General features: G+C 60.4%; 21 protein-coding genes and 1 other RNA gene. 21 read left to right on the top strand and 1 reads right to left on the bottom strand.

Annotated features, from left to right (window positions below; genetic code table 11):
• Position 1 precedes the first annotated feature (1 nt).
• The 17 genes from rnpB (at position 2) to AGR7B_RS10080 (ending at position 16,608) form a co-directional block, all read left to right on the top strand.
• An RNA gene (gene rnpB, locus AGR7B_RS10155) (RNase P RNA component class A) lies at positions 2–403 on the top strand.
• A 111-nt stretch (positions 404–514) separates the two neighbouring features.
• A complete protein-coding gene (locus tag AGR7B_RS10150; RefSeq protein WP_059756642.1) occupies positions 515–793 on the top strand; it encodes a ribbon-helix-helix domain-containing protein in 279 nt (92 codons plus the stop codon).
• Positions 794–882: 89 nt separating this feature from the next.
• Positions 883–1,080: a type II toxin-antitoxin system RelE/ParE family toxin gene (locus AGR7B_RS26155; RefSeq protein WP_245317702.1), complete on the top strand. Its 198-nt coding sequence runs from the start codon at positions 883–885 to the stop codon at positions 1,078–1,080.
• Entirely contained in the window at positions 1,047–1,235 is a 189-nt protein-coding gene (locus AGR7B_RS26150; protein ID WP_245317715.1) for a hypothetical protein, read from the top strand. The genes AGR7B_RS26155 and AGR7B_RS26150 overlap by 34 nt, the downstream gene beginning before the upstream one ends.
• A 430-nt stretch (positions 1,236–1,665) precedes the next feature.
• Positions 1,666–2,106: a division/cell wall cluster transcriptional repressor MraZ gene (gene mraZ / locus AGR7B_RS10140; RefSeq protein ID WP_080856574.1), complete on the top strand. Its 441-nt coding sequence runs from the start codon at positions 1,666–1,668 to the stop codon at positions 2,104–2,106.
• A 14-nt stretch (positions 2,107–2,120) separates the two neighbouring features.
• Positions 2,121–3,146, top strand: a complete 1,026-nt coding sequence (gene rsmH / locus AGR7B_RS10135; protein ID WP_080856573.1) for a 16S rRNA (cytosine(1402)-N(4))-methyltransferase RsmH — start codon at positions 2,121–2,123, stop codon at positions 3,144–3,146.
• 1 nt (position 3,147) lies between these two features.
• Positions 3,148–3,702 carry a cell division protein FtsL gene (gene ftsL / locus AGR7B_RS10130; RefSeq protein WP_020811527.1) on the top strand — a complete coding sequence of 185 codons (555 nt, stop codon included), beginning with the start codon at positions 3,148–3,150 and terminating at the stop codon, positions 3,700–3,702.
• Complete coding sequence (locus AGR7B_RS10125; protein ID WP_003522193.1) at positions 3,702–5,444, top strand: peptidoglycan D,D-transpeptidase FtsI family protein; 1,743 nt, start codon at positions 3,702–3,704, stop codon at positions 5,442–5,444. The genes ftsL and AGR7B_RS10125 overlap by 1 nt, the downstream gene beginning before the upstream one ends.
• 57 nt (positions 5,445–5,501) lie before the next feature.
• Positions 5,502–6,971 (top strand): UDP-N-acetylmuramoyl-L-alanyl-D-glutamate--2,6-diaminopimelate ligase, encoded by a 1,470-nt coding sequence (locus AGR7B_RS10120; protein ID WP_080856572.1) that lies wholly within the window; start codon positions 5,502–5,504, stop codon positions 6,969–6,971.
• Positions 6,968–8,401 (top strand): UDP-N-acetylmuramoylalanyl-D-glutamyl-2,6-diaminopimelate--D-alanyl-D-alanine ligase, encoded by a 1,434-nt coding sequence (locus AGR7B_RS10115; RefSeq protein WP_065655810.1) that lies wholly within the window; start codon positions 6,968–6,970, stop codon positions 8,399–8,401. Before AGR7B_RS10120 ends, AGR7B_RS10115 begins: the two co-directional genes overlap by 4 nt.
• Positions 8,402–8,424: 23 nt before the next feature.
• Positions 8,425–9,525 carry a phospho-N-acetylmuramoyl-pentapeptide-transferase gene (gene mraY, locus AGR7B_RS10110; protein ID WP_003522196.1) on the top strand — a complete coding sequence of 367 codons (1,101 nt, stop codon included), beginning with the start codon at positions 8,425–8,427 and terminating at the stop codon, positions 9,523–9,525.
• A gap of 3 nt (positions 9,526–9,528) precedes the next feature.
• Positions 9,529–10,938, top strand: coding sequence for a UDP-N-acetylmuramoyl-L-alanine--D-glutamate ligase (murD, locus tag AGR7B_RS10105; protein ID WP_080856571.1), 1,410 nt, complete (start codon positions 9,529–9,531; stop codon positions 10,936–10,938).
• A 5-nt stretch (positions 10,939–10,943) separates the two neighbouring features.
• Positions 10,944–12,098, top strand: a complete 1,155-nt coding sequence (gene ftsW / locus AGR7B_RS10100; protein ID WP_080856570.1) for a putative lipid II flippase FtsW — start codon at positions 10,944–10,946, stop codon at positions 12,096–12,098.
• 6 nt (positions 12,099–12,104) lie between these two features.
• Positions 12,105–13,241, top strand: a complete 1,137-nt coding sequence (gene murG, locus AGR7B_RS10095) for an undecaprenyldiphospho-muramoylpentapeptide beta-N-acetylglucosaminyltransferase (RefSeq protein ID WP_080856569.1) — start codon at positions 12,105–12,107, stop codon at positions 13,239–13,241.
• The gene (gene murC, locus AGR7B_RS10090) at positions 13,238–14,653 is read left to right on the top strand and encodes a UDP-N-acetylmuramate--L-alanine ligase (RefSeq protein WP_080856568.1); all 1,416 of its coding nucleotides are present in this window, start codon (positions 13,238–13,240) and stop codon (positions 14,651–14,653) included. The genes murG and murC overlap by 4 nt, the downstream gene beginning before the upstream one ends.
• Complete coding sequence (gene murB / locus AGR7B_RS10085) at positions 14,650–15,615, top strand: UDP-N-acetylmuramate dehydrogenase (RefSeq protein ID WP_065655815.1); 966 nt, start codon at positions 14,650–14,652, stop codon at positions 15,613–15,615. Before murC ends, murB begins: the two co-directional genes overlap by 4 nt.
• 183 nt (positions 15,616–15,798) lie before the next feature.
• Positions 15,799–16,608 (top strand): GGDEF domain-containing protein, encoded by an 810-nt coding sequence (locus tag AGR7B_RS10080; RefSeq protein ID WP_065655956.1) that lies wholly within the window; start codon positions 15,799–15,801, stop codon positions 16,606–16,608.
• 75 nt (positions 16,609–16,683) lie between these two features.
• On the opposite strand, the gene AGR7B_RS10075 is transcribed toward AGR7B_RS10080, so the two are convergent.
• On the bottom strand, positions 16,684–17,988 hold the full coding sequence (locus tag AGR7B_RS10075) for an MFS transporter (protein WP_080856567.1): 1,305 nt from the start codon (positions 17,986–17,988) through the stop codon (positions 16,684–16,686).
• 543 nt (positions 17,989–18,531) lie between these two features.
• Here AGR7B_RS10075 and AGR7B_RS10070 point away from each other — a divergent pair.
• The 4 genes from AGR7B_RS10070 to ftsZ all read left to right on the top strand — a co-directional run bounded on the left by AGR7B_RS10070 (position 18,532) and on the right by ftsZ (position 23,559).
• A complete protein-coding gene (locus tag AGR7B_RS10070; protein ID WP_059756663.1) occupies positions 18,532–19,458 on the top strand; it encodes a D-alanine--D-alanine ligase in 927 nt (308 codons plus the stop codon).
• Entirely contained in the window at positions 19,446–20,378 is a 933-nt protein-coding gene (locus AGR7B_RS10065; RefSeq protein ID WP_003522205.1) for a cell division protein FtsQ/DivIB, read from the top strand. The genes AGR7B_RS10070 and AGR7B_RS10065 overlap by 13 nt, the downstream gene beginning before the upstream one ends.
• The gene (gene ftsA, locus AGR7B_RS10060) at positions 20,375–21,706 is read left to right on the top strand and encodes a cell division protein FtsA (protein ID WP_080856566.1); all 1,332 of its coding nucleotides are present in this window, start codon (positions 20,375–20,377) and stop codon (positions 21,704–21,706) included. Before AGR7B_RS10065 ends, ftsA begins: the two co-directional genes overlap by 4 nt.
• Before the next feature lie 92 nt (positions 21,707–21,798).
• A complete protein-coding gene (ftsZ, locus tag AGR7B_RS10055; protein WP_003522207.1) occupies positions 21,799–23,559 on the top strand; it encodes a cell division protein FtsZ in 1,761 nt (586 codons plus the stop codon).
• The last annotated feature ends 26 nt before the right edge of the window (positions 23,560–23,585 follow it).

Below are 23,585 nucleotides of genomic sequence, written 5' to 3'. Positions count from 1 at the left end.
GCCAGTTGGCCGGGCAGCCGCGCTTTACCAATGTCGAAAGACGGTAAGGTGAGGAAAGTCCGGGCTCCACGGAAATACGGTGCCGGATAACGTCCGGCGGGGGCGACCCCAGGGAAAGTGCCACAGAGAGCAAACCGCCATGCATCGCATGGTAAGGGTGAAAGGGTGGGGTAAGAGCCCACCGCGCTTCTGGTAACAGCGGCGGCAAGGTAAACCCCACCGGGAGCAAGACCGAATAGGGATGACACGGGGCGGGCGAAAGCCCGTTCACAGCCGGTTTCCGGGCCCGTCATCCGGGTGGGTTGCGCGAGGCGGCATGCAAATGCCGTCCCAGATGAATGGCTGCCACGTTCCGGGTCAAACCGGGGCCATACAGAACCCGGCTTACAGGCCAACTGGCAAATTTTCCTCAATCTTGCGGCGGCTCGTGTATGCCGCTTCCCCCATGAATAATCAGGAATGTGTATGATTAAATCATACCGTGTGATACAAGGGGGAATGAAAGGCGAAAACCATGCGCACCACCCAAGCTTTCAGCATCACACTTCCCCTGGAAATGGCGGAAATGGTCAAGGCAAAGGTCGCTTCCGGCGAATATGCGACGGAGAGCGAGGTTATCCGTGATGGCCTTCGCACCCTGGCAGCCCGCGATGCGGCCGTGGAGCGGTGGTTGCAGGAAGAAGTGACATCCGCATACGATGCTCACAAAGCAGACCCGGGCAGGGCCAAGCCTCTCAGTGAAGGTTTGGCTGAGGTCAGGGCGCGTATTGCTAAGGGTGAGGGGCGCACATAGCTCCCACCTCTCGGAAACCCTTTATCTATTTATATTTATTCAATTCGTAATGCCAAGTTGCCGCATGTTTTTGCTGGAAACGCTTTTAAATGAAGTATTACGTTGTGCGCCTGTCACCCGAAGCGCAGGCTGATCTGGTGCATATCCATCAAAATATTGCCAGTAAATCAGGGTCGTCCGCTGTCGCAGATCGGTACATTGATCGCATCGGCATATTTCTTTCAACTTTAAATGTCTTCCCGAACGTGGCACCGTGCGTAACGAACTGCGTGTGGGACTCCGCATAATCGGTTTTGAACGCAGCGCCAGTGTCGCTTTTGTGGTGGAGCAGGACGATGTGGTTGTTCTGCGTCTTCTGGCTAAAGGCCAGCAGTTTGATGAGGAAGCACTGCGCCCTGAGAATGCGGAAATAGAGCGCAGCGATGGAAACCATCCTGACTGAGCTCCTCATCGATTCCATTATTTTCTGACGTTGACGGCCTGACCCATCTGCCCGTGAAGCCGGATAATGCGGCCATTTCCTTGTTTTAACACAGAAAAACAGCGGCTTCGCCGCATCTTCCCGTGCCGTGAGAGCGCATCGTCGCGTGGCTCGGTAAACCATTCGTTAAACTTAACGGCTTATGAATTTCCGATGCGAAGTCGGTATCGTGCCGGCTTCTCCCATTGACGCCCATAGTGTCCCATGATATCCCAAATGCACACCACATTGGGTCGTGTTTTTGACCCGCAATCGCTGAAACGAGTGAGGAGCCTACGAGGGGCTGCTGCAGGGCACGTCGCCCTGGCGCTTGGCGATGTGTCGTGCGTACCGGTGTCGGCTGCGGAGCGGATGAATCGCTTTGCGGCATGCGGTTTTGGCGAGTTGAGTAATGGACCGCTTTTTATCGAACGTGACGAACAGGATCGACGCCAAGGGGCGCGTTTCGGTTCCGTCTCCGTTTCGTTCGGTGCTGGTCAGGCGCGGCATTCAGGAGCTTTATTGTCTTCAGGATTTCGCCTTTCCGGCAATCAGTGTCGGCGGTCCGGATTTGCTGGAGCGCTACGAGCGGCAGATTGCGTCGATGGATGCCTTCTCGCCGGAGGCGAACGCGATGTCGCTGCTGGTTCACGGCGGCGGCGTTTTCATAAAGCTCGACCAGGAAGGTCGATTGATGGTGACGGATTTCGTGCGGGAATTCACCGGCATATCCACCGAGGTCACCTTCGTCGGACGGGCGGATCATTTTCAGCTTTGGCAACCGAATGCGTTTTTGGCGGCGCAGGCGGAAGCAAGAGCGGGGCGCGGTTTTTCGGCTGCTCGCCCCGCCTAGGACGGGGACACGGAATGGCGGCGAATTCTGGCGGACGATCTTCTGATGCCGATGGCGGACCTCAGCGTCACATCCCGGTCCTGCTTCGCGAAGTCATTGCCGCGCTGGAGCCATCATCCGGCAAGATCATTCTCGACGGCACGTTCGGCGCCGGCGGCTATACCCAGGCAATCCTCGATCAGGGCGCTGATGTCATCGCGCTCGACCGCGATCCGACCGCGATCGCCGGCGGTCAGGCGATGGTTGCCGCCAATGGCGGCCGGTTGAGCCTCATCCAATCGCAATTCTCCGATCTCGCGAAACATGCCCCGCAAGGCGGGCTCGATGGCGTCGTGCTGGATATCGGCGTTTCCTCCATGCAGATCGACGAGGCCGAGCGCGGTTTTTCCTTCCAGAAAAATGGCCCTCTCGACATGCGCATGTCGGGTTCCGGCGTTTCGGCGGCCGATGTCGTCAATCGTGCGAAGGTCAGCGATCTGATCCGCATCTTCGGTTTTCTCGGTGAAGAAAAGCAGCCGGGCCGCATCGCCCGCGCCATAGAGAAGAAGAGGGCGGAAGAGCCGTTCCGCACCACCCGCGATCTGGCCGGCCTCATCGAAATCGTCACGCCGCGTAAGGCCAAAGACAAGATTCATCCCGCAACGCGGGTGTTTCAGGCGCTGCGCGTTTTCGTCAATGACGAGCTGGGCGAGCTGGCGCAGGCGCTTTTTGCCGCCGAGCAGGTTTTGAAACCCGGTGGCCGGCTGGTCGTCGTCACCTTCCATTCGCTGGAAGACCGTATCGTCAAGAAATTCTTCTCCGACCGTTCGGGCAAGGCCGCCGGTTCCCGGCATCTGCCGATGGTGGAGGACAAGCCCGCCATTTTCGATAACATCGGAAAGCCGATGATCGCCGCCAGCGATGAGGAGGCGGAGCTCAATCCCCGTGCCCGATCCGCCAAACTGCGGGCCGGTCTGCGCACGACCGCACCGGCGCGCGCGTCGGATTATTCGATCTTCGAGCTTCCCGATCTCGCCAGCCTTGAAAAGATGGGAGGCTGATATGCTGCGCACTTTCGATGTCATCTTGATGGGTGTGATGGTCGCCGCGGCCGTCGTGACCTATTCGATCAAGCACAAGGCCGATCTGAAGCTTGAGGAGGTCCGCAAGCTGGAGGCCGAGATCAAGCTTGAGAAGGATACGATCGATCTTTTGAGGGCCGACTGGGCGCTCCTGACGCAGCCGAACCGTCTGCACCGTCTCGTGAATGCCTATCAGGACGAGCTTGGCCTTTCGCCGACGCTGCCGACGCAACTGGCGCAGCCGCGCGAGCTGCCCATGCTGCGCTCGCAACTGCCGCAGCCGCCCGAACCGGAAGGCATGAGCGTCGAGGATGTCATTGCCGCCGCCGTCAACGGCTCCAAGCCGGGTGCGACGCTTGGTGCGGCCACCAAAAAGAAATCACCGCCGGCGGGCCAGATTGCCGTCAACGGCACTCCGGTTCCGACACCCCGGGCGCGTGTTTCCCGTCCAACAGCGGCTCCGGCCGTCTCCGCCGTCGCGGGCGATGAAACCGACGACATGGATGACACGATAACAGGATCGGTGAACCGCTAATGTCTTTTCTCTCCCGCGTCATGGTTTTGAAGAGCAAGGCTCATTTTTCCGCCAGCACCACCGGTGTTTATACCGACCATGCGGCTTTTGAGGGCGCCCGCAAGAAGCGCGCCGCCCAGGCGAAAAGCCGTGTCGGCCTCATTATTTTCGGTTTTGTGGCCTTTTACGCCGTCGTTGGCGGGCGTCTTGTGCAATATGGCATGGCCGAGCAGGAAACGGTATCGAGCATCGCACCCGCCGACCGCTTGATGGCGTCGCGCCCCGATCTTCTCGACCGCAATGGCGAGGTTCTGGCCACCGATATTCGCACCGTCTCGCTTTTCGCCGAACCGCATCGCATCGTCGATATCGATGAGGCTATCGAGAAGCTGCGGACGGTTCTGCCGGATCTCGACCAGCGCAGCACCTATCAGAAGCTTTCCTCCAATTCGCGCTTCCAGTGGCTGCGCCGCCAGCTGACGCCGAAGCAGCAGAGCCAGATTCTGGCGCTCGGCATTCCAGGCGTCGGCTTCCGTCCGGAAAAGCGCCGCTTTTATCCCGGCGGGCCGACCGCTGCGCATGTCGTCGGTCACGTCAATATCGACAATCGCGGCGTTGCCGGCATGGAACGTTACGTCGACAGCCAGGGCCTTGCCGATCTGACCGCGCTTGGCATGACCAGCGACCAGCCGCTGGAGCCGGTGAAGCTTTCCATCGATCTGCGCGTACAGTCCATTGTCCGCGAAGTCGTGACCTCGGCCATCACCAAGTTCCAGGCAATCGGCGCCGGCGCGGTGGTTCTGGATGTGCATACCGGCGAAGTCCTCGCCATGGCCTCCGTGCCGGATTATGATCCGAACAATCCGGCCGAAGGCGCCAAGGAAGGCTGGCTCAACCGCATGTCGAACGGCACGTTCGAAATGGGGTCCACCTTCAAATCCTTCACCATCGCCATGGGTCTCGATTCGGGCCGCGTCCGTCTCGGCGATACCTTCGATGCGCGTTATCCGATCCGCATCGGCGGTTTCACCATCAAGGACTTCCACGGCAAGGGCCGGATGCTGTCGGTGCCGGAAATCTTCCAGTATTCGTCGAACATCGGTACTGCCAAGATTGCCGATACGGTGGGAACGGAAGGCCACAAGGAATTCCTCACCCGGCTTGGCCTTTTGACCCGCATGCAGACCGAACTGCCGGAAGTGGCGCTGCCGTCGCAGCCGCGCGAATGGAAGAAGATCAACTCGATTACCATTTCCTTCGGCCACGGTGTTTCCACGACACCGTTGCAGACGGCGGTTGCCGGCGCTGCACTCGTCAATGGCGGCAAATTGATCGAGCCGACTTTCCTGCCGCGTACCCGCGAACAGGCCGATCAGGTGGCTAAGCAGGTTCTGAAACCGGGCGCCAGCAAGGACATGCGTTTCCTGTTCGAGTGGAACGGGGTCAACGGTTCCGGCCGCAACGCGCGCGTCGATGGTTTCAACGTCGGCGGCAAGACCGGCACGGCCGACAAGGTCGTCAACGGACGTTACGTGCACGACAAGAACTTCAACGCCTTCCTCTCGGCCTTCCCAATGGACGATCCGCAATATGTCGTGCTGTCCTTCATCGACGAGCCGAAGACGGACAAGGGTAATGGCGCGGCACTCGCCGGCACATCCGCAGCGCCGATGGTGCGCGATATCATCACCCGCACGGCGGCGGTGCTGGGCGTGAAGCCGAAGTTCGGCAAGGATGGCTCGGCCTTGCTCGTGTCTTATTGATTGTTAGCTTATGATGTTCCGGCGATTCGCGCCGGGGGGACAAGACGGACACAGTCGATGAATTTGCGAGATATATCCGGAAATGCGTTTCCGGAATTGAAAGAATTGCTCCTGTCTGAGATCGGGGCGATCGAAATCGGGGGGATCACCGCAGACAGCCGCAAGGCTGCGCCGGGCAGCCTGTTTGTGGCGGTTGCGGGCACCAAGGCGGATGGCGCGGCCTATGTGAAGGACGCGGTTGCCAAGGGCGCGGTCGCCATCGTTTCCGGACACGCGGTGGATGCCGATGTGCCGGTGCTTTCGGTCACCGATCCACGCCTTTATCTCTCCCTTGCCGCTTCCCGTTTTTATGGAAAACAGCCGGAAACCATGGTCGCCGTCACCGGTACTGCGGGAAAAACGTCCGTTGCTTCCTTCGTGCGGCAAATCTGGGCTTTCGCCGGCCATGCCGCTGCACAGATCGGCACGACAGGTGTGATTGCACCCGGCCGCGAGGATTACGGCGCGCTCACCACGCCCGATCCGGTGACGCTGCATGCGCTTCTGGCCGAACTTGCGGCCGAAGGCGTGACGCATGCGGCGATGGAGGCGTCCAGCCACGGTCTTGACCAGCGCCGTCTCGATGGAGTGAGGCTGGCAGCCGCCGGTTTCACCAATCTCGGCCGCGACCACATGGATTATCATCCGACCGTCGAGGACTATATGGCCGCGAAGATGCGGCTCTTCGATACGCTGATGGAAAAGGGCGCTCCCGCCGTGATCTTCGCCGACGACCCGTGGTCGGAAAAGGCGATCCGGGCGGCGCGCGAAGCCGGTCTCGATGTGCGCACGGTCGGTCGCAAAGGCGAATATCTGGCCCTGAAGCGTGTCGAGCACTTCCGTCACAAGCAGATGATCGAAGTGCATCATGACGGCGAGATTTATGAAGTCGACATCCCCTTGGCGGGTGATTTTCAGGTTGCGAACGCTCTCGTCGCGGCCGGTCTTGCCATGTCCACCGGCGTTCCCGCAGCAACCGCGCTGAAGGCGCTAGAAAAGCTGATCGGCGCCGCCGGCCGTCTGGAGCTTGTGGGCCAGACGAAGAACGGTGCGCTTGCCTATGTGGATTATGCCCACAAGCCGGATGCGCTGGAAAATGTGCTCACCTCGGTCCGGCCCTTCACCTCGGGCCGCATCATCACCGTCTTCGGCTGCGGCGGCGACCGCGACAAGGGCAAGCGCCCGATCATGGGCGAGGTTGCGACGCGGCTTTCCGACATCGTCATCGTCACCGACGACAATCCGCGTTCGGAAGATGCTGCAACGATCCGTTCCGAAGTCATGGCGGCGGCACCCGGCGCATTGGAAATCGGCGACAGGGCGGACGCTATCCGCCATGCGGTGTCGCTGCTTTCGCATGGCGATACGCTGATCGTTGCAGGCAAGGGGCATGAAGAGGGGCAGATCGTCGGTTCGGTAACGCTGCCGTTTTCCGATCATGAACAGGTGCGCGCTGCACTGGCAGGGCTGGAAGGATCGAAGATTTGAGCTGGTTATGGACAGTCGCCGACATGATCGCCATCACGGCAGGACGCCCCGTGGGCAACCTGCCGACCGGAATCACCGGCATTTCCATCGACAGCCGGACGGTCAAGCCGGGCGAAGCGTTCTTCGCCATCAAGGGCGACCGGGTGGACGGTCATGATTACACCAGCTTCGCCGTTGCGAACGGGGCGGGGCTTCTGGTCGTTGCCGAGGCCAAGCTGCCGGCGCTCGGCCGCCTGACCGTGCCGATGATCGTGGTGGAAGATGTGCTTGCCGCACTCGGCAAGCTCGCCATCGCGGCGCGTGAAAGAACGTCGGCGCGCATCATTGCGGTAACCGGTTCGGTCGGCAAGACCACGACCAAGGAAATGCTGCGGCAGGCGCTCGCCCCTTCAGGCCGTGTGCATGCGGCGGTAGCCTCCTTCAACAATCATTGGGGCGTGCCGCTGACGCTGGCGCGCATGCCGGCGGACACGGAATTCGGCGTGTTCGAAATCGGCATGAACCATTCCGGCGAAATCCGGCCGCTGGTGAAGCTGGTGCGCCCGCATGTGGCGATCATCACGACCATCGCACCGGCCCATCTCGGCAATTTCAAGAACATCGAAGAGATCGCTAGCGCCAAGGCGGAGATTTTCGAGGGTCTGGAAGAGGGCGGTTCCGTCATCCTCAACCGCGATAACGCCCAATTCGAACAGCTTGAAGAAGCGGCGCAGGAACAGGGTATCGAGCATATCCTCACCTTCGGGCAGCATGCCAAGGCGGATTTCCGCCTCGCGGATTTCGAGAGCACGACGACGGGCTCGACGATCTGGGCGATCCTGAACGGTGAAACCAGCGAGTTGCACATCAATATTCCCGGCCGGCACATTGCCGATAACGCCATGGCCGTGCTGGGCGCCGTTGCGGTCACCGGCGCCAATCTCGACCGTGCCTTCGAGGCGCTGGGAACGCTTGAGGCGGTAAAGGGGCGCGGCCAGCGCCATCAGCTGGCAATCAACGGTGGCACCTTCCTGCTGATCGATGAAAGCTACAATGCCAATCCGGCCTCCATGCGCGCGGCGATCGCCGTGCTGGCGGAAACGCCGACGCAGGGTCACGGAAGGCGCGTCGCAGTCCTCGGCGACATGCTGGAGATGGGCGAGTTTTCCGCGCAGTTGCATGAAGAATTGGCGGGCCCACTGCTCGCGGCTGGTATCGAACATGTCTGGCTGGCGGGTGAGGCGATGGCGGCGCTGCGTGATGCGTTGCCGGACAGCGTTACCGTCATCTGGTTCCCGACGACGGCGGAACTGACCGATTTCGCCCTGCAATGGGTGCAACCGGGAGACGCGCTGATGGTAAAATCGTCACTTGGCCTCGGTTTCGGCAAGATTGTCGCCGCGCTGCTTGACAAGTATCCGGCATTCCCCGAGACGGAACGCCAAGTCTGAAATAGCCTTTTGAAAGGGCAATTATGCTGATCTGGCTCGTCGAACTGTCGGATAAAATTCAAATCTTCAACCTGTTCCGGTACATCACCTTCCGGGCGGGTGCTGCGATGTTCACCTCTGCGTTGATCGTCTTCCTGTTCGGACCGGCGATCATCAATTCGCTGCGCGTGCGCCAGGGCAAGGGCCAGCCCATCCGCGCGGATGGTCCGCAGACGCATTTCAAGAAGGCCGGCACGCCGACCATGGGCGGCCTGATGATCCTTGCCGGCATTCTCGGCGGTTCGCTGCTCTGGGGCGATCTGTCGAACGTCTATGTCGTCGCCGTTTTGATGGTGACGCTCGGTTTCGGAGCCATCGGCTTCTACGACGATTATCTGAAAGTGACGAAACAGAGCGACAAGGGCTTTTCCGGCAAGGCCCGTCTCGGCATTGAATTCCTGATCGCGGCGATTGCCGTGTTCTTCATGATGAAGATGGCGCTCGCCTCCGCACCGCATGGCGGCACTCTCGGCAGCTCCATCGCGTTTCCCTTCTTCAAGGAATTCGTGATCAATCTCGGCTACTTCTTCGTGCTGTTCGGTGCTTTCGTCATCGTTGGCGCGGGCAATGCGGTGAACCTGACCGATGGTCTCGATGGTCTCGCCATCGTGCCTGTGATGATCGCCGCCGCCACCTTCGGCGTGATCGCCTATCTCGCCGGTAACGCGGTTTTCGCCAATTACCTGCAGATCAATTTCGTGCCCGGCACGGGCGAACTTGCCGTCATCGTCGGCGCGGTCATCGGCGCAGGCCTCGGCTTCCTGTGGTTCAACGCTCCGCCCGCCGCCATCTTCATGGGCGATACGGGTTCGCTGGCGCTCGGAGGCCTGATCGGCTCCATCGCTGTCGCGACCAAGCACGAGATCGTCATGGTCATCGTCGGCGGTCTGTTCGTCATGGAAACACTGTCTGTCATCATCCAGGTCTTCTGGTTCAAGCGCACCGGCAGGCGCGTCTTCCTGATGGCGCCGATCCATCACCATTTTGAGAAAAAGGGCTGGACGGAAAGCCAGGTGGTCATCCGTTTCTGGATCATCTCCGTTGGCCTCGCGCTGCTTGGCCTCGCCACCCTGAAGCTGAGGTGAGCGATGATCCCGGTCACGTCGTTCAAAGGTAAGAAGGTCGCGCTTTTCGGGCTTGGCGGTTCGGGTCTCGTCACGGCCCGGGCGCTGGTGGCTGGCGGGGCGGATGTCGTGGCTTTCGACGACAATCCCGACAGTGTCGCGAAGGCTGAGGCCGAGGGCATCAAGACGGCGGACCTTCGAACGATAGACTGGTCGAGCTTTTCTTCCTTCGTTCTGGCGCCCGGCGTGCCGCTGACGCATCCGAAACCGCATTGGTCGGTCGACCTTGCGAAAGCTGCGGGCGTCGAGATCATCGGCGATATCGAGCTTTTCATCCGCGAGCGCCGTGCGCATGCGCCGGATTGCCCTTTCATCGCTATTACCGGCACCAACGGTAAGTCGACAACGACGGCGCTGATCGCGCATATTCTCAAGGCGTCCGGCCGCGATACGCAGCTGGGCGGCAATATCGGTACGGCGGTACTAAGCCTCGATCCGCCGAAGGCGCAGCGCTTCTATGTTGTCGAATGCTCGTCCTACCAAATCGATCTCGCACCGACGATCAATCCGACCGCCGGCATTCTTCTCAACCTGACGCCCGATCATCTCGACCGGCACGGCACGATGCAGCACTATGCCGACGTCAAGGAACGGCTGGTGGCGGGCAGTCAAACGGCAATCGTCGGTGTCGATGACAGCCATTCGACGCTGATTGCCGACCGTATCGAACGCGCCGGTGTCAAGGTGGAACGCATTTCCAAGCGCAATGTGGTTTCCGAAGGTCTTTATGCCGAAGGCAGCCGCATTTTCCGTGCGCATGACGGCACTTCTTCGCTGCTCACCGATCTCGACGGTATCCAGACCCTGCGCGGCAGCCACAATGCGCAGAATGCGGCGGCGGCAATCGCCGCCTGCCTTGCGGTCGGGGTTTCCGAAGAGGAAGTTCGCGCAGGCCTGAAGTCTTTTCCCGGCCTCAAGCATCGTATGCAGCCGGTCGGCCGACGTGGCAATGTCACCTTCGTCAATGACAGCAAGGCCACCAATGCCGATGCTGCGGCACCGGCGCTTTCAAGTTTCGACCGTATCTACTGGATCGCCGGCGGTCTGCCCAAGGCAGGCGGCATCACCAGCCTTTCGCCGCTTTTCCCGCGCATCGCCAAGGCCTATCTCATCGGCGAGGCGGCAGCCGAATTTGCCGCGACACTTGGTGAAGCCGTGCCTTATGAAATATCCGGCACGCTGGACAAGGCCGTGCAACATGCGGCGGCGGATGCGGAAAAAGATGCGACGGCCGGCAATATCGTCATGTTATCCCCGGCTTGCGCAAGCTTCGATCAATATAAGAACTTTGAGATCAGAGGTGATTCGTTCGTCGCGCAGGTCGCGGCGCTCGATGGCATGACGATGCTGGTTGACTCTGGAAAAGGGGGCTGAAGGCCATGGTAAGCCGAGTTGATCGCGGTCCGGTCGCAGAGTGGTTCTGGACCATCGACCGTTTCTTTCTGGCGGCGTTCATCGCGCTGATGGGCATCGGCCTGATGCTGTCCTTTGCGGCCTCGCCTGCGGTTGCCGAGCGCATCGGCCTCAACAGTTTCTTCTTCGTCGAGCGTCAGGCGATGTTCATGGTGCCGTCGCTGGCGATCATGGTCGGCCTATCCTTCCTGTCGCCGCGTCAGGTGCGACGCGTGGCGGTCATCATGCTTATCGTTTCGCTGCTGATGATGATCTTCGCGCTGTTCTTCGGCATCGAGGTCAAGGGTGCGCGGCGCTGGATTTCCATCGGCAGCTTCTCCATCCAGCCGTCGGAATTCATGAAGCCGGCCTTCGTCATCGTCTGCGCGTGGCTTTTTGCGGAGCGGGCGCGCCACCCGGAAATTCCCGGCAATCTTTTCGCCATCATCACTTTCGGTATCGTCGCCGCACTCCTGATCGCCCAGCCGGACTTTGGCCAGACGATCCTGACCTCCGTGGTCTGGGGCGGCATGTTCTTCATGGCCGGCGTGCCGTGGTTCTGGATCATCATGCTCGGCGGCGTCGGGGTCGGCGGCATCATCTCCGCCTATCTGATGCTGCCGCACGTGGCCGGTCGTATCGACCGTTTCTGGACCGGCGAAGGCGATACGTTCCAGGTGGACACGGCGCGCGAGGCTATCATTCGCGGCGACTGGTTCGGTCGCGGACCGGGCGAGGGCATCGTCAAGCGCATCATTCCCGACAGCCACACCGACTTCATCTTCTCGGTGGCTGCGGAAGAATTCGGCATCGTTTTCTGCATGTTCCTCGTCGTGATCTTCGCCTTCATCGTGCTGCGCGGCCTTTCGCACGCCTTCAAGGAAAAGGACGATTTCTGCCGCTTTGCCGTGGCGGGCCTTGTGCTGCAGATCGGCATGCAGTCGATGATCAATATCGGCGTCAATCTGGAACTGATGCCCGCCAAGGGCATGACGCTGCCGCTGATTTCCTACGGTGGTTCGTCGATGATGGCGATCTGCGTGACCGCCGGCTTCCTTCTGGCGCTGACACGCCACAGACCCGAAAAGCGGGCGCAGGAGCGGAGTTTCTTCCGCGTCGGTTCCGGCGTTCCCGCGGAGTAAACGATCATGAGCAAGGGTATTGTTCTTCTTGCCGCCGGGGGAACCGGCGGCCATGTCTTTCCAGCAGAGGCGCTCGCGCACACGCTGAAAGCGCGCGGTTATCAGGTGCACCTCGTTACCGACAGCCGCGCCGAGCGTTATGCCGGCAAGTTTCCGGCGGATGAAATCCATGTCGTGCCGTCCGCCACCATCGGCTCGAAAAACCCGATTTCCGTGGCGCGTTCGCTCTGGAAGCTGTGGGTTGGTCTGCGCGCCGCGCGCCGGCTGGTGGCGAAACTGAAGCCGGTAGCAGTTGTCGGTTTCGGCGGTTATCCCACCGTGCCGCCGCTTCTGGCATCCACCGGGCTTGGCGTTCCGTCCATCATTCACGAGCAGAATGCCGTAATGGGCCGCGCCAACAAGGCGCTGGCTGCCCGCGTGAAAGCGATTGCCGGCGGTTTCCTGCCGCCCGCCAACGGCCAATATTCCGACAAGACGGTGGCGACCGGCAATCCCGTGCGCCCGGCGGTGCTGGCGGCGTCGGAGATACCCTATACGCCCTCGCAGACGGGTGAGACATTCCAGCTTGTCGTTTTCGGCGGCAGCCAGGGCGCGCAGTTCTTCTCGAGCGCGGTGCCTGCGGCGATCTGCCTGCTGAAGGATGAACAGCGCAAGCGCATCGTCGTCACCCAGCAGGCGCGGCCGGAAGACAAGGACAGCGTGGTCGCCTCCTATCAGAAGCTCGGCGTGAAGGCGGATGTTTCGCCCTTCTTCGGCGACATGGCGTCGCGTATCGGCGAGGCCGATCTGGTCATCAGCCGCTCGGGCGCATCGACCGTATCGGAGCTTTCGGTGATCGGCCGCCCATCTATCCTCGTTCCGTATCCGCATGCGCTCGATCACGATCAGGCCGCCAATGCGGCAGCGCTTTCGGCGGCGGGCGGAGCAAGCGTCATCAAGCAGGCGGAACTGTCGCCGCAGAAGCTTTCCGGCCTGCTGTCCTCAGCGCTTTCGGAGCCGGATCGTCTTTCGGCAACGGCGGCGGCGGCAAAGGCGACGGGCAAACCGCATGCGGCGGATGTGCTGGCCGATCTGGTCGAGGCGATTGCTTCCGGCCGGTCCATACAGGAATTCAAGAAAAAGAATGAAGGAGTTGGGGCATGAAGATGCCGAAAGCCATAGGCCTTGTGCATTTCATCGGCATAGGCGGGATCGGCATGAGCGGCATTGCCGAAGTGCTTCACAATCTCGGCCACCGCGTTCAGGGGTCGGATCAGGCCGACAGCGCCAATGTGCAGCGCCTGCGCGACAAGGGCATCGAGGTTTTCGTCGGTCATACGGCGGATAATATCGGCGATGCCGAGGTCGTGGTCGTTTCCACCGCCATCAAGAAGAACAATCCCGAACTCATCGCGGCGCGTGAAAAGCACCTGCCGATCGTTCGCCGGGCCGAAATGCTGGCCGAACTGATGCGTTTCCGTAATGCCATCGCCATTGGCGGCACCCATGGCAAGACCACCACCACCTCCATGGTCGCAACCCTGCTGGAAGCCGGCAATCTTGACCCGACCGTCATCAACGGCGGCATTATCAATGCCTATGGCACCAATGCCCGCATGGGTGAGGGCGAATGGATGGTGGTGGAGGCCGACGAGTCCGACGGCACCTTCCTGAAGCTGCCGGCCGATGTGGCTGTCATCACCAATATCGATCCCGAGCATCTGGACTATTACGGCAATTTCGATGCCGTGCGTGCTGCCTTCCGTCAGTTCGTCGAGAACGTGCCTTTCTACGGTTTCGGCGTCATGTGCCTCGATCATCCGGAAGTGCAGGCGCTGGTCGGCCGCATCGAGGACCGCAAGGTCATCACCTACGGTGAAAACCCGCAGGCCGACGTGCGTTTTTCGAATGTGCGCATCGATGGCACGCGGTCGGTCTTCGACGTGGAAATCCGCCGTCGCCGCACCGGCAAGATTTTCTCTTTCAAGGACCTCGTCCTGCCGATGCCCGGCCGCCATAACGTTTCGAATGCGACAGCGGCAATCGCGGTTGCCAATCGTCTCGGCATTTCGGAAGCCGACATCAAGAAGGGGCTTGCCTCCTTTGGTGGTGTCAAGCGACGTTTCACGCTGACGGGCGAAGCCAATGGGGTGCAGGTTTTCGATGACTACGGCCACCATCCGGTGGAGATCAAGGCCGTGCTGAAGGCGGCGCGGGAGGCCTGCAAGGGCCGCATCATCGCCGTGCACCAGCCGCACCGCTACAGCCGCCTTTCCAGCCTGTTCGACGATTTCGCGCATTGTTTTAACGATGCCGACACGATTATCCTTGCTCCGGTCTATGCCGCGGGCGAAGATCCGATCGAGGGTGCAAGCTCGGAAGCGCTGGTTTCGGCCATCAAGGCCGCCGGCCACCGGGACGCCCGTTTTCTCGAGAAACGGGAAGATCTCGCCTCAGTGGTTGCAGGCATTGCGAATCCGGGTGATTTCGTGGTTCTCTTGGGGGCTGGAAATATCACGCAATGGGCAGCGGCGCTGCCTTCGGAATTGAAGAGCATATCAGGAAAGTCTGAATGAGACAGGTCGATGGGGTTAAATTGCTGGGGAGGCTCGGCGACGGGGTAAATGAATTGCGGGGACGTCTGACACCGGATGCGCCCATGGACCGCGTGACGTGGTTCAGAGCCGGCGGTCTTGCGGAAGTCATGTTCCAGCCGCACGATACCGACGATCTGATTGCCTTCCTGAAAATTCTGCCGGAAGACGTGCCGTTGACCGTGGTTGGCGTCGGCTCGAACCTTCTTGTGCGCGATGGCGGCATTCCGGGCGTTGTCGTCCGTCTGTCCGCCAAGGGCTTCGGCCAGGTGGAGCTTGCCGGTGAAAACCGCATCAAGGCGGGCGCGATCTGCCCCGACAAGCATATTGCCGCTATGGCCATGGATAATGGCATCGGCGGTTTCCATTTCTATTACGGCATTCCCGGCTCCATCGGCGGTGCGCTGCGCATGAATGCGGGCGCCAATGGCGGCGAGACGCGCGAGCGTGTCGTGGAGGTCTATGCGGTCGACCGTCAGGGCAATCAGCATGTGCTTTCCAATGCCGATATGGGCTACAGCTATCGCCATTCCGGTGCCGATGCAGGTCTGATCTTTACGGGCGCGCTGTTTGAGGGTTATCCCGAAGACAAGGCGAAAATCCGGGCCGATATGGACGCCGTGCGCCACCACCGCGAAACCGTGCAGCCAATCCGCGAGCAGACGGGCGGTTCCACCTTCAAGAATCCCGAAGGTCATTCCGCCTGGGAACTGATCGACGAGGCGGGCGGTCGCGGTCTGGTCATCGGCGGCGCGCAGATGTCGTCGCTGCATTGCAATTTCATGATCAATACCGGCCATGCGACCGGTTACGATCTGGAATATCTGGGTGAGACCATCCGCAAGCGGGTGTTCGAGAAGTCGGGCATCCGGCTGGAATGGGAAATCAAGCGCCTTGGCCTGTTCATGCCGGGCCGGGAAGTGGAGCCGTTCCTCGGGGCTTAAGCCTCGGCGAATGCTGCCAATTGCAAGAAAAACCTGCTGTTGATCTGGCCGTTTCATGTATCGTAACGGTCAATCAACAGTTTTTGCCGATATTATCGGGGCGAAGCGGCGTCTCGTCCTTCTATTAAATTACTTTTTATCAGGAAATACCAACGGCATTACGTGATCTAGGCGCTTTTGAGCATGATGTTGGGTCTTTGGAAAAAACCGATCGAAATGATAAGTTTTTCGGTCGCCACGTCGGATGGCCGCAGGCGGCTCGAGCCGCTTGAATTCTCCATTCGTATCGCTTGTCTCGTGACGATCATTGTCATCCTGATGTGCATGGGCGGCCTGACGCTTCTCGCGCGGTTCGGGCTGGTAACCGATCTCTTCAACGGCATCATGTTGAGTGTGACGCTCGGCGGGACGGTGGCGTTTACGGTTACATTGCTGGTCTGTTGGCTGAATTCCAGGGAAGTGAAAATTCTCGTGCAATCCCACGAGCGCTTCCTGCATCTGAGCCATACGGACGCCCTGACCGGCCTTAGCAACCGGCTCGGCCTTTATGCTGCATGCGCTGAACTGGGCAGCGACTATTGCGTCGCCTTTCTTGATATCGATCATTTCAAGAAGGTGAATGACAGATACAGCCACCTTGCCGGTGATCTCGTCATCTCGAACGTCGCCCGCAGGATAAGGGAGCATTTCGATTCTTCTGCGCATGTCGCCCGCCTGGGTGGCGAGGAATTTGTCGTTGTGCAGGAAACCAGCCCGCTCGCCTTTCTGCAGATGTGCGAAAGGGTTCGCGCAGCCATCGAGACCACCCCGGTGGAGTATCAGGATTTGCGGATCACGGTGACGATTTCGATTGGCGTGGCGTTTCGCGGCGACGCCGACATTTTCGACAAGGTCATGCACAATGCCGATCTGGCGCTCTATCGGGCAAAGGAAGGAGGGCGCAATCGCGTCTGCATGACCGGTCATGTGGAGCGGCGCCAGGCCGTGGCGTAAGTGTTAAAACAGGCAAACAAAAGCCCGCGAAACGAAGGTTTCGCGGGCTCTTTAATGTCTGGCAATCCGTTCGGATCAGACTTCGTCCTTGCGGGACAGAAGAATGCAGGCGAGCGTGATGAGCGCCGATACGCAGAGATAATAGCCGACATACCCCATGCCGTAATTCACCTGCAGCCATGTGGCGATGTAGGGTGCCAGCGATGCGCCAAAGATGCCGGCCATGTTGAAGGTGATGGACGAGCCGGTGTAGCGCACGCGGGTCGGGAAGGGGGCGGCGAGCGCCGTTCCGATCAGGCCGTAGGTCATGCCCATCAGCATCATGGCAAGAGCCGCGAAGACGAAGATCGAGCCTTCGCCACCGGACATCAGGCTTGGCAGGAGGAACGAGAACAGGCCGATCAGCACCGTCGTCAGGATCAGGATTTCACGACGACCGAATTTTTCGGCGAGCTTGCCGGCGATCGGAATGAAGATGCCGAAAACGATGGAGCCGAGGATCTGCACTTCCAGCGCGTCGAGGAACGGGATTTTCAGGACCTTGACGTTGTAGGACAGAAGATAGGCGGTGCCGATATAGAAGAGCACGAAGGTGGCCAGCGCCACGAAGGTGCCGAGCACGAGGCTGCGCTTGTGGTTGCGGAACAGTTCCGCGACAGGTACGGCCACACGTTCTTCCTTTTCGATTGCCTTCTGGAAGTCGGGCGTTTCGGTGATGGACAGGCGAACCCACATGCCGACAGCGATCAGGATGATCGAAGCGACGAAGGGAATGCGCCAGCCCCAGCTCAAAAGCGCTTCCTGAGACATGAAGTGCAGCAGGATCCAGAACACACCGGACGAAAGGAACAGGCCAACGGGGGCACCGAGCTGCGGGAACATGCCGTACCAGCTGCGCTTGCCCGGAGGTGCGTTTTCCGTGGCGAGCAGGACGGCGCCGCCCCATTCGCCACCAAGGCCGAAACCCTGGCCGAAGCGGCAAAGCGCGAGCAGCAGCGGGGCCAGAACGCCGGCGGTCTCATAGGAGGGCAGCAGGCCGATCACGACAGTCGAGACGCCCATGGTCAGCAGCGCCGCGACAAGGGTGGTCTTGCGGCCGATGCGGTCGCCATAGTGGCCGAAGACCACAGCGCCCAGCGGGCGGGCGAAAAAGGCGATGGAGAAGGTGGCGAAGGACGCCAGAAGCGCCGTCATCGGGTCATTGTTCGGGAAGAACAAAGTGGGGAACACGAGCACTGCGGCCGTGGCGTAAACGTAGAAATCGAAAAACTCGATGGTCGTGCCGACCAGGCTGGCAGTGAGAACTCGTGCAGGCGAATTTGTCTTTACAACGTTCGAAGTGTCAGCGGTCGGCGATACCGGAGATATCGCGTCGGTCATGGTATTGGTTCCATTTTGGATGATTGCAATGTCATGCCTTGGGAGGCGACCACTGCGTTAACGCAATTTTTGTTCTTATGGAATGCTAAAAAAGAAATAATGCAGATAATGTGATCCATCAGTGCGATACGTATGGTTATGCCTCCCGGGGATGCTTTGGCGATTGAGAGACTGATTCAGGCCGCGGTTTTAAAACGCTGAAACGCCAGATAGTTTTCCCTGGGGAATAATCCCGTCTGTTAACGTTTCGGCCTTGCCTTTATCGATGGGCGGCAGGCGCGCGAGCATCGTTTTATTTCCGATCATTGAAAACCTGCATGTTGCAATCCATGCAACTCTCTGATTCCAAGGAGGGAATCCGGATCGGTGCTGATTCTTTAACGAAACTCGGCACGTTGGACGCGGCGGTTAACGAAAGTAAACGATTCATTAACCTTAATGGCGTTTAACTGATCTCAAGGGTCATGTGCCAGAATCACCGTTCGTCAAATTCGGTGGTTTCGGAGCGTGGTTCGTAACGGAGAGTTGGTGTCAGAGGGTTCGATGAGCGGCAAGCACGTAGCTGTTCTTTTGGGTGGATTTTCGTCGGAGCGGCCGGTCAGCCTGTCGTCGGGCAACGCTTGCGCGCAGGCTCTGGAAGACGAGGGCTATAAGGTCACCCGGGTCGATGTGGGGCGCGATATCGCCGCTGTGCTTGCCGAGCTGCGCCCGGATGTCGCCTTCAACGCGCTGCACGGTCCCTTTGGCGAAGACGGCACCATTCAGGGCATTCTCGAATATCTCGCCATTCCCTATACCCATTCCGGTGTGCTCGCTTCCGCGCTCGCCATGGACAAGGCGCAGGCCAAGAAGGTTGCCGCTGCTGCCGGCATCCCGGTGGCTGCCGAGCGCGTCATGAACCGCTTCGATTTCACCAGCGAACATCCGCTTGCACCCCCTTATGTCGTGAAGCCGGTGCGTGAAGGTTCGAGCTTCGGCGTCGTGATCGTCAAGGAAGACCAGTCGCATCCGCCGCAAATCCTCACCTCTTCGGAATGGCGCTACGGCGATCAGGTCATGGTCGAGCGCTATATTCACGGCCGCGAACTGACCTGCGGTGTACTCGACGGTGAGGCGCTGGGCGTCACCGAAGTGGTGCCGCTCGGTCACAATTTCTATGATTATGATGCGAAATATGCGGCTGGTGGCTCGAAACATGTCATTCCCGCAGAAATTTCACCGAAAATTTACCAAAAAATTCAAACACTGGCGGTTATGGCGCATCGGGCGATCGGATGCCGTGGCGTAAGCCGTTCAGACTTTCGTTACGACGACCGTTTCTCAGAAGATGGCGAAGTTATCTGGCTTGAAGTGAATACGCAGCCGGGCATGACGCCGACCTCCCTGGTGCCGGAAATGGCGGCTCATGCTGGCCGCTCCTTTGGTAACCTTGTCAGCTGGATGGTGGAGGACGCTTCGTGTTTGCGGTGATCGGCAAAAAGTCGACGGCAAAAAAGCGCGAACAATTCGCGGCGGCGGCCAGCGCCGACGACCGCATGGTATTGCCGCGTCCCCTGCGTCGCTTCGTGCGTTTCGGTGTCAGCCTTGCGACCGGACGCATTCACATTCCCGCCCATACCGGTACGATTTCGGCCGTCGCCTTTTACGCGGTGACCGGGCTTTACGGCATGTCGCTCGGCGGGCACACCAATATCGTTACCCAGACCACGACGTCGGCAGCAGGCTTTGCGGTCGAGGACGTGAAGGTTTCCGGCAATCTGCAGACCTCCGAAATCGAAGTGTTCCAGCTTCTCGGCCTCGATGGCAGCACCTCGCTGATCGCGCTCGATATCGATGCGGCGCGCCGCAAGCTGGTGCAGCTTCCCTGGGTGGAAGATGTCGATATCCGCAAGGTGTACCCCAAGACCGTGGAAGTCCGGCTGAAGGAGCGTCAGGCCTTCGGCATCTGGCAGCATGGAACGGAACTGTCGCTGATCGAAAAAAGCGGCAGCGTGATTGCGCCGCTGCGGGACAATAAGTTCGCCGCCCTGCCGCTCTTCGTCGGCCGTGACGCGGAAACGGGTGCTGCCGGTTTCGTCGAGCAGCTGGCCGACTGGCCGGAAATCCGCAACCGTGTCCGCGCTTATGTCCGCATTGCCGGCCGTCGCTGGGATCTGCATCTCGATAACGGCATCGTCGTCAAGCTGCCGGAAGAAAACCTGCCGCAGGCGCTGCAATTGCTGGCGCGGCTCGATCTCGAGGAAAAGGTGCTGTCGCGCGATGTCGCCGCCGTCGATCTCCGGCTTGCTGACCGCACCACGATCCAGTTGACCGAGGGCGCCACGGAGCGCCGCCAGGCCGCTGTCGATGCGCGTACCAAGGCTCTCAAGAAGGCGGAGAAGAACACATGAGCTTTTTCGGTTCTTCCCATTTCGGCCTGCCTCGCCTGAAGCCGCTTTCTTCCAAGCGCAGCCACATCGTTTCGGTGCTCGACATCGGCTCGACCAAGGTCGTGTGCATGATCGGCCGGCTGACGCCGCGCCAGGAAAGCGAAATCCTGCCGGGCCGCACCCACAAGGTCGAAATCATCGGCATCGGCCACCAGCGTTCGCGTGGCGTGAAGTCAGGCGTGATTGCCGACCTCGATGCGCTGGAAGGCGTTATCCGTCTCGCCGTTGATGCGGCCGAGCGCATGGCGGGGCTTACCGTCGACAGCCTGATCGTCAATGTTTCGGCCGGCAGGCTGGCAAGCGATATCTATACCGCGAGCATCGATCTCGGCGGGCAGGAAGTGGAAGCAAGCGATCTGCGCAAGGTTCTGGTGGCGGCAAGCCAGCAATCCATGCGTCAGGACCGGGCCATCCTGCATTCGCTGCCAACAGGTTACTCGCTGGATGGCGAGCGCGGCATTCGCGATCCGCTCTCCATGTATGGCGATCTTCTCGGCGTCGACATGCATGTCGTCACGGTCGAACGCACCGCGCTGAAGAACCTCGAGCTTTGTGTGAACCGTGCGCATCTGTCCGTCGAAGGCATGGTGGCGACGCCTTACGCCAGCGGTCTTGCAGCGCTGGTAGACGATGAAGTTGAACTCGGCTGTGCCGCCATCGACATGGGCGGCGGCACCACGACGATCTCGGTTTTCGCCGAAGGCCGTCTCATTCACACCGACGCGATCGGCCTTGGCGGCCATCACGTTACGACAGATCTTGCACGAGGCCTCTCGACACGAATCGAAGATGCAGAGAGACTGAAGGTGGTGCATGGTTCGGCTTTGCTGAATGGCGCGGATGAGCGCGACATGATTTCGATCCCGCCGATTGGCGAAGACGATCGCGATCAACCATCGCAAGTTTCAAGAGCATTGGTCACCCGTATCGTACGGGCGCGTATCGAAGAGACGCTGGAATTGATCCGTGATCGCATCCAGAAGTCCGGCTTCAGCCCCATCGTCGGCAAGCGCGTTGTCCTGACCGGCGGCGCAAGCCAGCTGACGGGGCTGCCGGAAACGGCACGGCGCATTCTTGCTCGCAACGTTCGTATCGGCCGCCCCATGGGGGTCGCCGGTCTTCCGGTCGCGGCAAAGGGGCCTGCCTTTTCGACGGCGTGCGGACTGATGATCTATCCGCAGGTGGCGGACATCGAAATTCATGCGGCGCAAGGCGGAATGTTCTCGCCGTTTGGTACGGGTAGCGGCCGGATAGCCCGGGTGGGGCAATGGCTGAAAGAGAGTTTTTGAGTGGCCTCGTGGCGTAAGCCGGAGGTTTCAGAGTTGAGTTTTCAAGAATCGGCCAGCGGGGCGATGCGGCCAGAGAAAGAAGGAATGCTAAAATGACGATACAGCTGCAAAAGCCTGATATCACCGAGCTGAAGCCACGCATCACTGTTTTCGGTGTCGGCGGTGGTGGTGGTAACGCTGTCAACAACATGATCACGGCCGGCCTCCAGGGCGTCGACTTCGTCGTCGCCAACACGGATGCGCAGGCGCTGACCATGACGAAGGCAGACCGGGTCATCCAGCTCGGCGTCAACGTCACCGAGGGTCTCGGCGCCGGTTCCCAGCCGGAAGTCGGCCGCGCCGCCGCTGAAGAATGCATCGATGAGATCATCGACCACCTGAACGGCACCCATATGTGCTTCGTCACAGCCGGCATGGGCGGCGGCACCGGCACGGGTGCTGCTCCTGTCGTCGCACAGGCAGCCCGCAACAAGGGCATCCTGACGGTCGGCGTCGTCACCAAGCCTTTCCACTTCGAAGGCGGCCGCCGTATGCGTCTTGCCGAACAGGGCATCGAGGAACTGCAGAAGTCCGTCGATACGCTGATCGTCATTCCGAACCAGAACCTCTTCCGTATTGCCAACGACAAGACGACCTTTGCCGACGCCTTCGCCATGGCTGACCAGGTTCTCTATTCGGGCGTTGCCTGCATCACCGACCTGATGGTGAAGGAAGGTCTCATCAACCTCGACTTCGCCGACGTTCGCTCGGTCATGCGTGAAATGGGCCGTGCAATGATGGGCACCGGCGAAGCTTCCGGTCCGGGCCGCGCAATGCAGGCTGCGGAAGCGGCGATCGCCAACCCGCTGCTCGACGAAACCTCGATGAAGGGTGCACAGGGCCTGCTGATCTCCATCACCGGCGGTCGCGACCTGACCCTGTTCGAAGTCGACGAAGCTGCGACCCGTATTCGCGAAGAAGTCGATCCGGATGCGAACATCATCCTCGGCGCAACCTTCGATGAAGCTCTGGAAGGTCTCATCCGCGTCTCCGTCGTTGCGACCGGCATCGACCGCGTTGCTGGCGTCGGCGAACAGAACGTTGCCGATATGCGTGCCGCAGCAGCCGTTGCCAAGCCGCTTATCCGTCCTTCCGCGGCCGTTGCTTCCGCTCCGGCCGCAGTTCAGCCTGCTCCAGCAGTATCGCAGGCACAGAAGGCCGTAGACCCGATCGCCCAGACCATCCGTTCGGCAGAAGCCGAAATGGAACGCGAACTCGGTTTCGCCGCACACCAGCAGCCGGCTCAGGATTTCCGTCCCCAGAGCAAGCTGTTCGCATCTTCTCCGGCTGAAGCGCCGGCGGCTCTCCGTCCGGCCCAGCCGGTTCAGCAGGCCGCTCCGGCACCGGTCGCTCCGGCGCCCGTTTATCATGCTCCGGAACAGGTTGCCGCTCCGGCGCCGCGCATGCAGCAGCCACAGGCTCCTGTCTATCAGGAACCCGCACCGGTTGCCCGCCAGCCCGAGCCGGTTCGCATGCCGAAGGTCGAAGACTTCCCGCCGGTCGTCAAGGCCGAGATGGAACATCGCACCCATGCCGCTCCTGCCGCGCAGGAAGAGCGTGGCCCGATGGGTCTTCTGAAGCGCATCACCAACTCGCTTGGTCGCCGTGAAGAAGAAGAAGTTCCGTCCGACATGATGGATGCGCCGAGCATGGCGCCGCAGCAGCGCCGCGCGCCGCTTTCGCCGGAAGCAAGCCTCTACGCACCGCGTCGTGGCCAGCTTGACGACCACGGCCGCGCAACGCCTTCTTCGGCCAGCCATCACGACGACGACCAGCTGGAAATCCCGGCCTTCCTGCGCCGCCAGTCCAACTAAGGGCGATTCCATCCGCCTCTTCGAAC

This window comes from Agrobacterium deltaense RV3 (assembly GCF_900013505.1).
GTDB classification, from domain to species: domain Bacteria; phylum Pseudomonadota; class Alphaproteobacteria; order Rhizobiales; family Rhizobiaceae; genus Agrobacterium; species Agrobacterium leguminum.
The sequence above is the reverse complement of the archived record's forward strand: the minus strand, read 5'-3'. Positions and strand labels throughout refer to the sequence as shown.

Bases quoted from the DNA above. Each gene is read 5' to 3' on its own strand.
- AGR7B_RS10150 (WP_059756642.1), top strand. From the start codon at position 515: ATGCGCACCACCCAAGCTTTCAGCATCACACTTCCCCTGGAAATGGCG.
- AGR7B_RS26155 (WP_245317702.1), top strand. From the start codon at position 883: ATGAAGTATTACGTTGTGCGCCTGTCACCCGAAGCGCAGGCTGATCTG.
- mraZ (WP_080856574.1), top strand. From the start codon at position 1,666: ATGGACCGCTTTTTATCGAACGTGACGAACAGGATCGACGCCAAGGGG.
- rsmH (WP_080856573.1), top strand. From the start codon at position 2,121: ATGGCGGCGAATTCTGGCGGACGATCTTCTGATGCCGATGGCGGACCT.
- ftsL (WP_020811527.1), top strand. From the start codon at position 3,148: ATGCTGCGCACTTTCGATGTCATCTTGATGGGTGTGATGGTCGCCGCG.
- AGR7B_RS10125 (WP_003522193.1), top strand. From the start codon at position 3,702: ATGTCTTTTCTCTCCCGCGTCATGGTTTTGAAGAGCAAGGCTCATTTT.
- AGR7B_RS10120 (WP_080856572.1), top strand. From the start codon at position 5,502: ATGAATTTGCGAGATATATCCGGAAATGCGTTTCCGGAATTGAAAGAA.
- mraY (WP_003522196.1), top strand. From the start codon at position 8,425: ATGCTGATCTGGCTCGTCGAACTGTCGGATAAAATTCAAATCTTCAAC.
- murD (WP_080856571.1), top strand. From the start codon at position 9,529: ATGATCCCGGTCACGTCGTTCAAAGGTAAGAAGGTCGCGCTTTTCGGG.
- ftsW (WP_080856570.1), top strand. From the start codon at position 10,944: ATGGTAAGCCGAGTTGATCGCGGTCCGGTCGCAGAGTGGTTCTGGACC.
- murG (WP_080856569.1), top strand. From the start codon at position 12,105: ATGAGCAAGGGTATTGTTCTTCTTGCCGCCGGGGGAACCGGCGGCCAT.
- murC (WP_080856568.1), top strand. From the start codon at position 13,238: ATGAAGATGCCGAAAGCCATAGGCCTTGTGCATTTCATCGGCATAGGC.
- murB (WP_065655815.1), top strand. From the start codon at position 14,650: ATGAGACAGGTCGATGGGGTTAAATTGCTGGGGAGGCTCGGCGACGGG.
- AGR7B_RS10080 (WP_065655956.1), top strand. From the start codon at position 15,799: ATGATGTTGGGTCTTTGGAAAAAACCGATCGAAATGATAAGTTTTTCG.
- AGR7B_RS10075 (WP_080856567.1), bottom strand. From the start codon at position 17,988: ATGACCGACGCGATATCTCCGGTATCGCCGACCGCTGACACTTCGAAC.
- AGR7B_RS10070 (WP_059756663.1), top strand. From the start codon at position 18,532: ATGAGCGGCAAGCACGTAGCTGTTCTTTTGGGTGGATTTTCGTCGGAG.
- ftsA (WP_080856566.1), top strand. From the start codon at position 20,375: ATGAGCTTTTTCGGTTCTTCCCATTTCGGCCTGCCTCGCCTGAAGCCG.
- ftsZ (WP_003522207.1), top strand. From the start codon at position 21,799: ATGACGATACAGCTGCAAAAGCCTGATATCACCGAGCTGAAGCCACGC.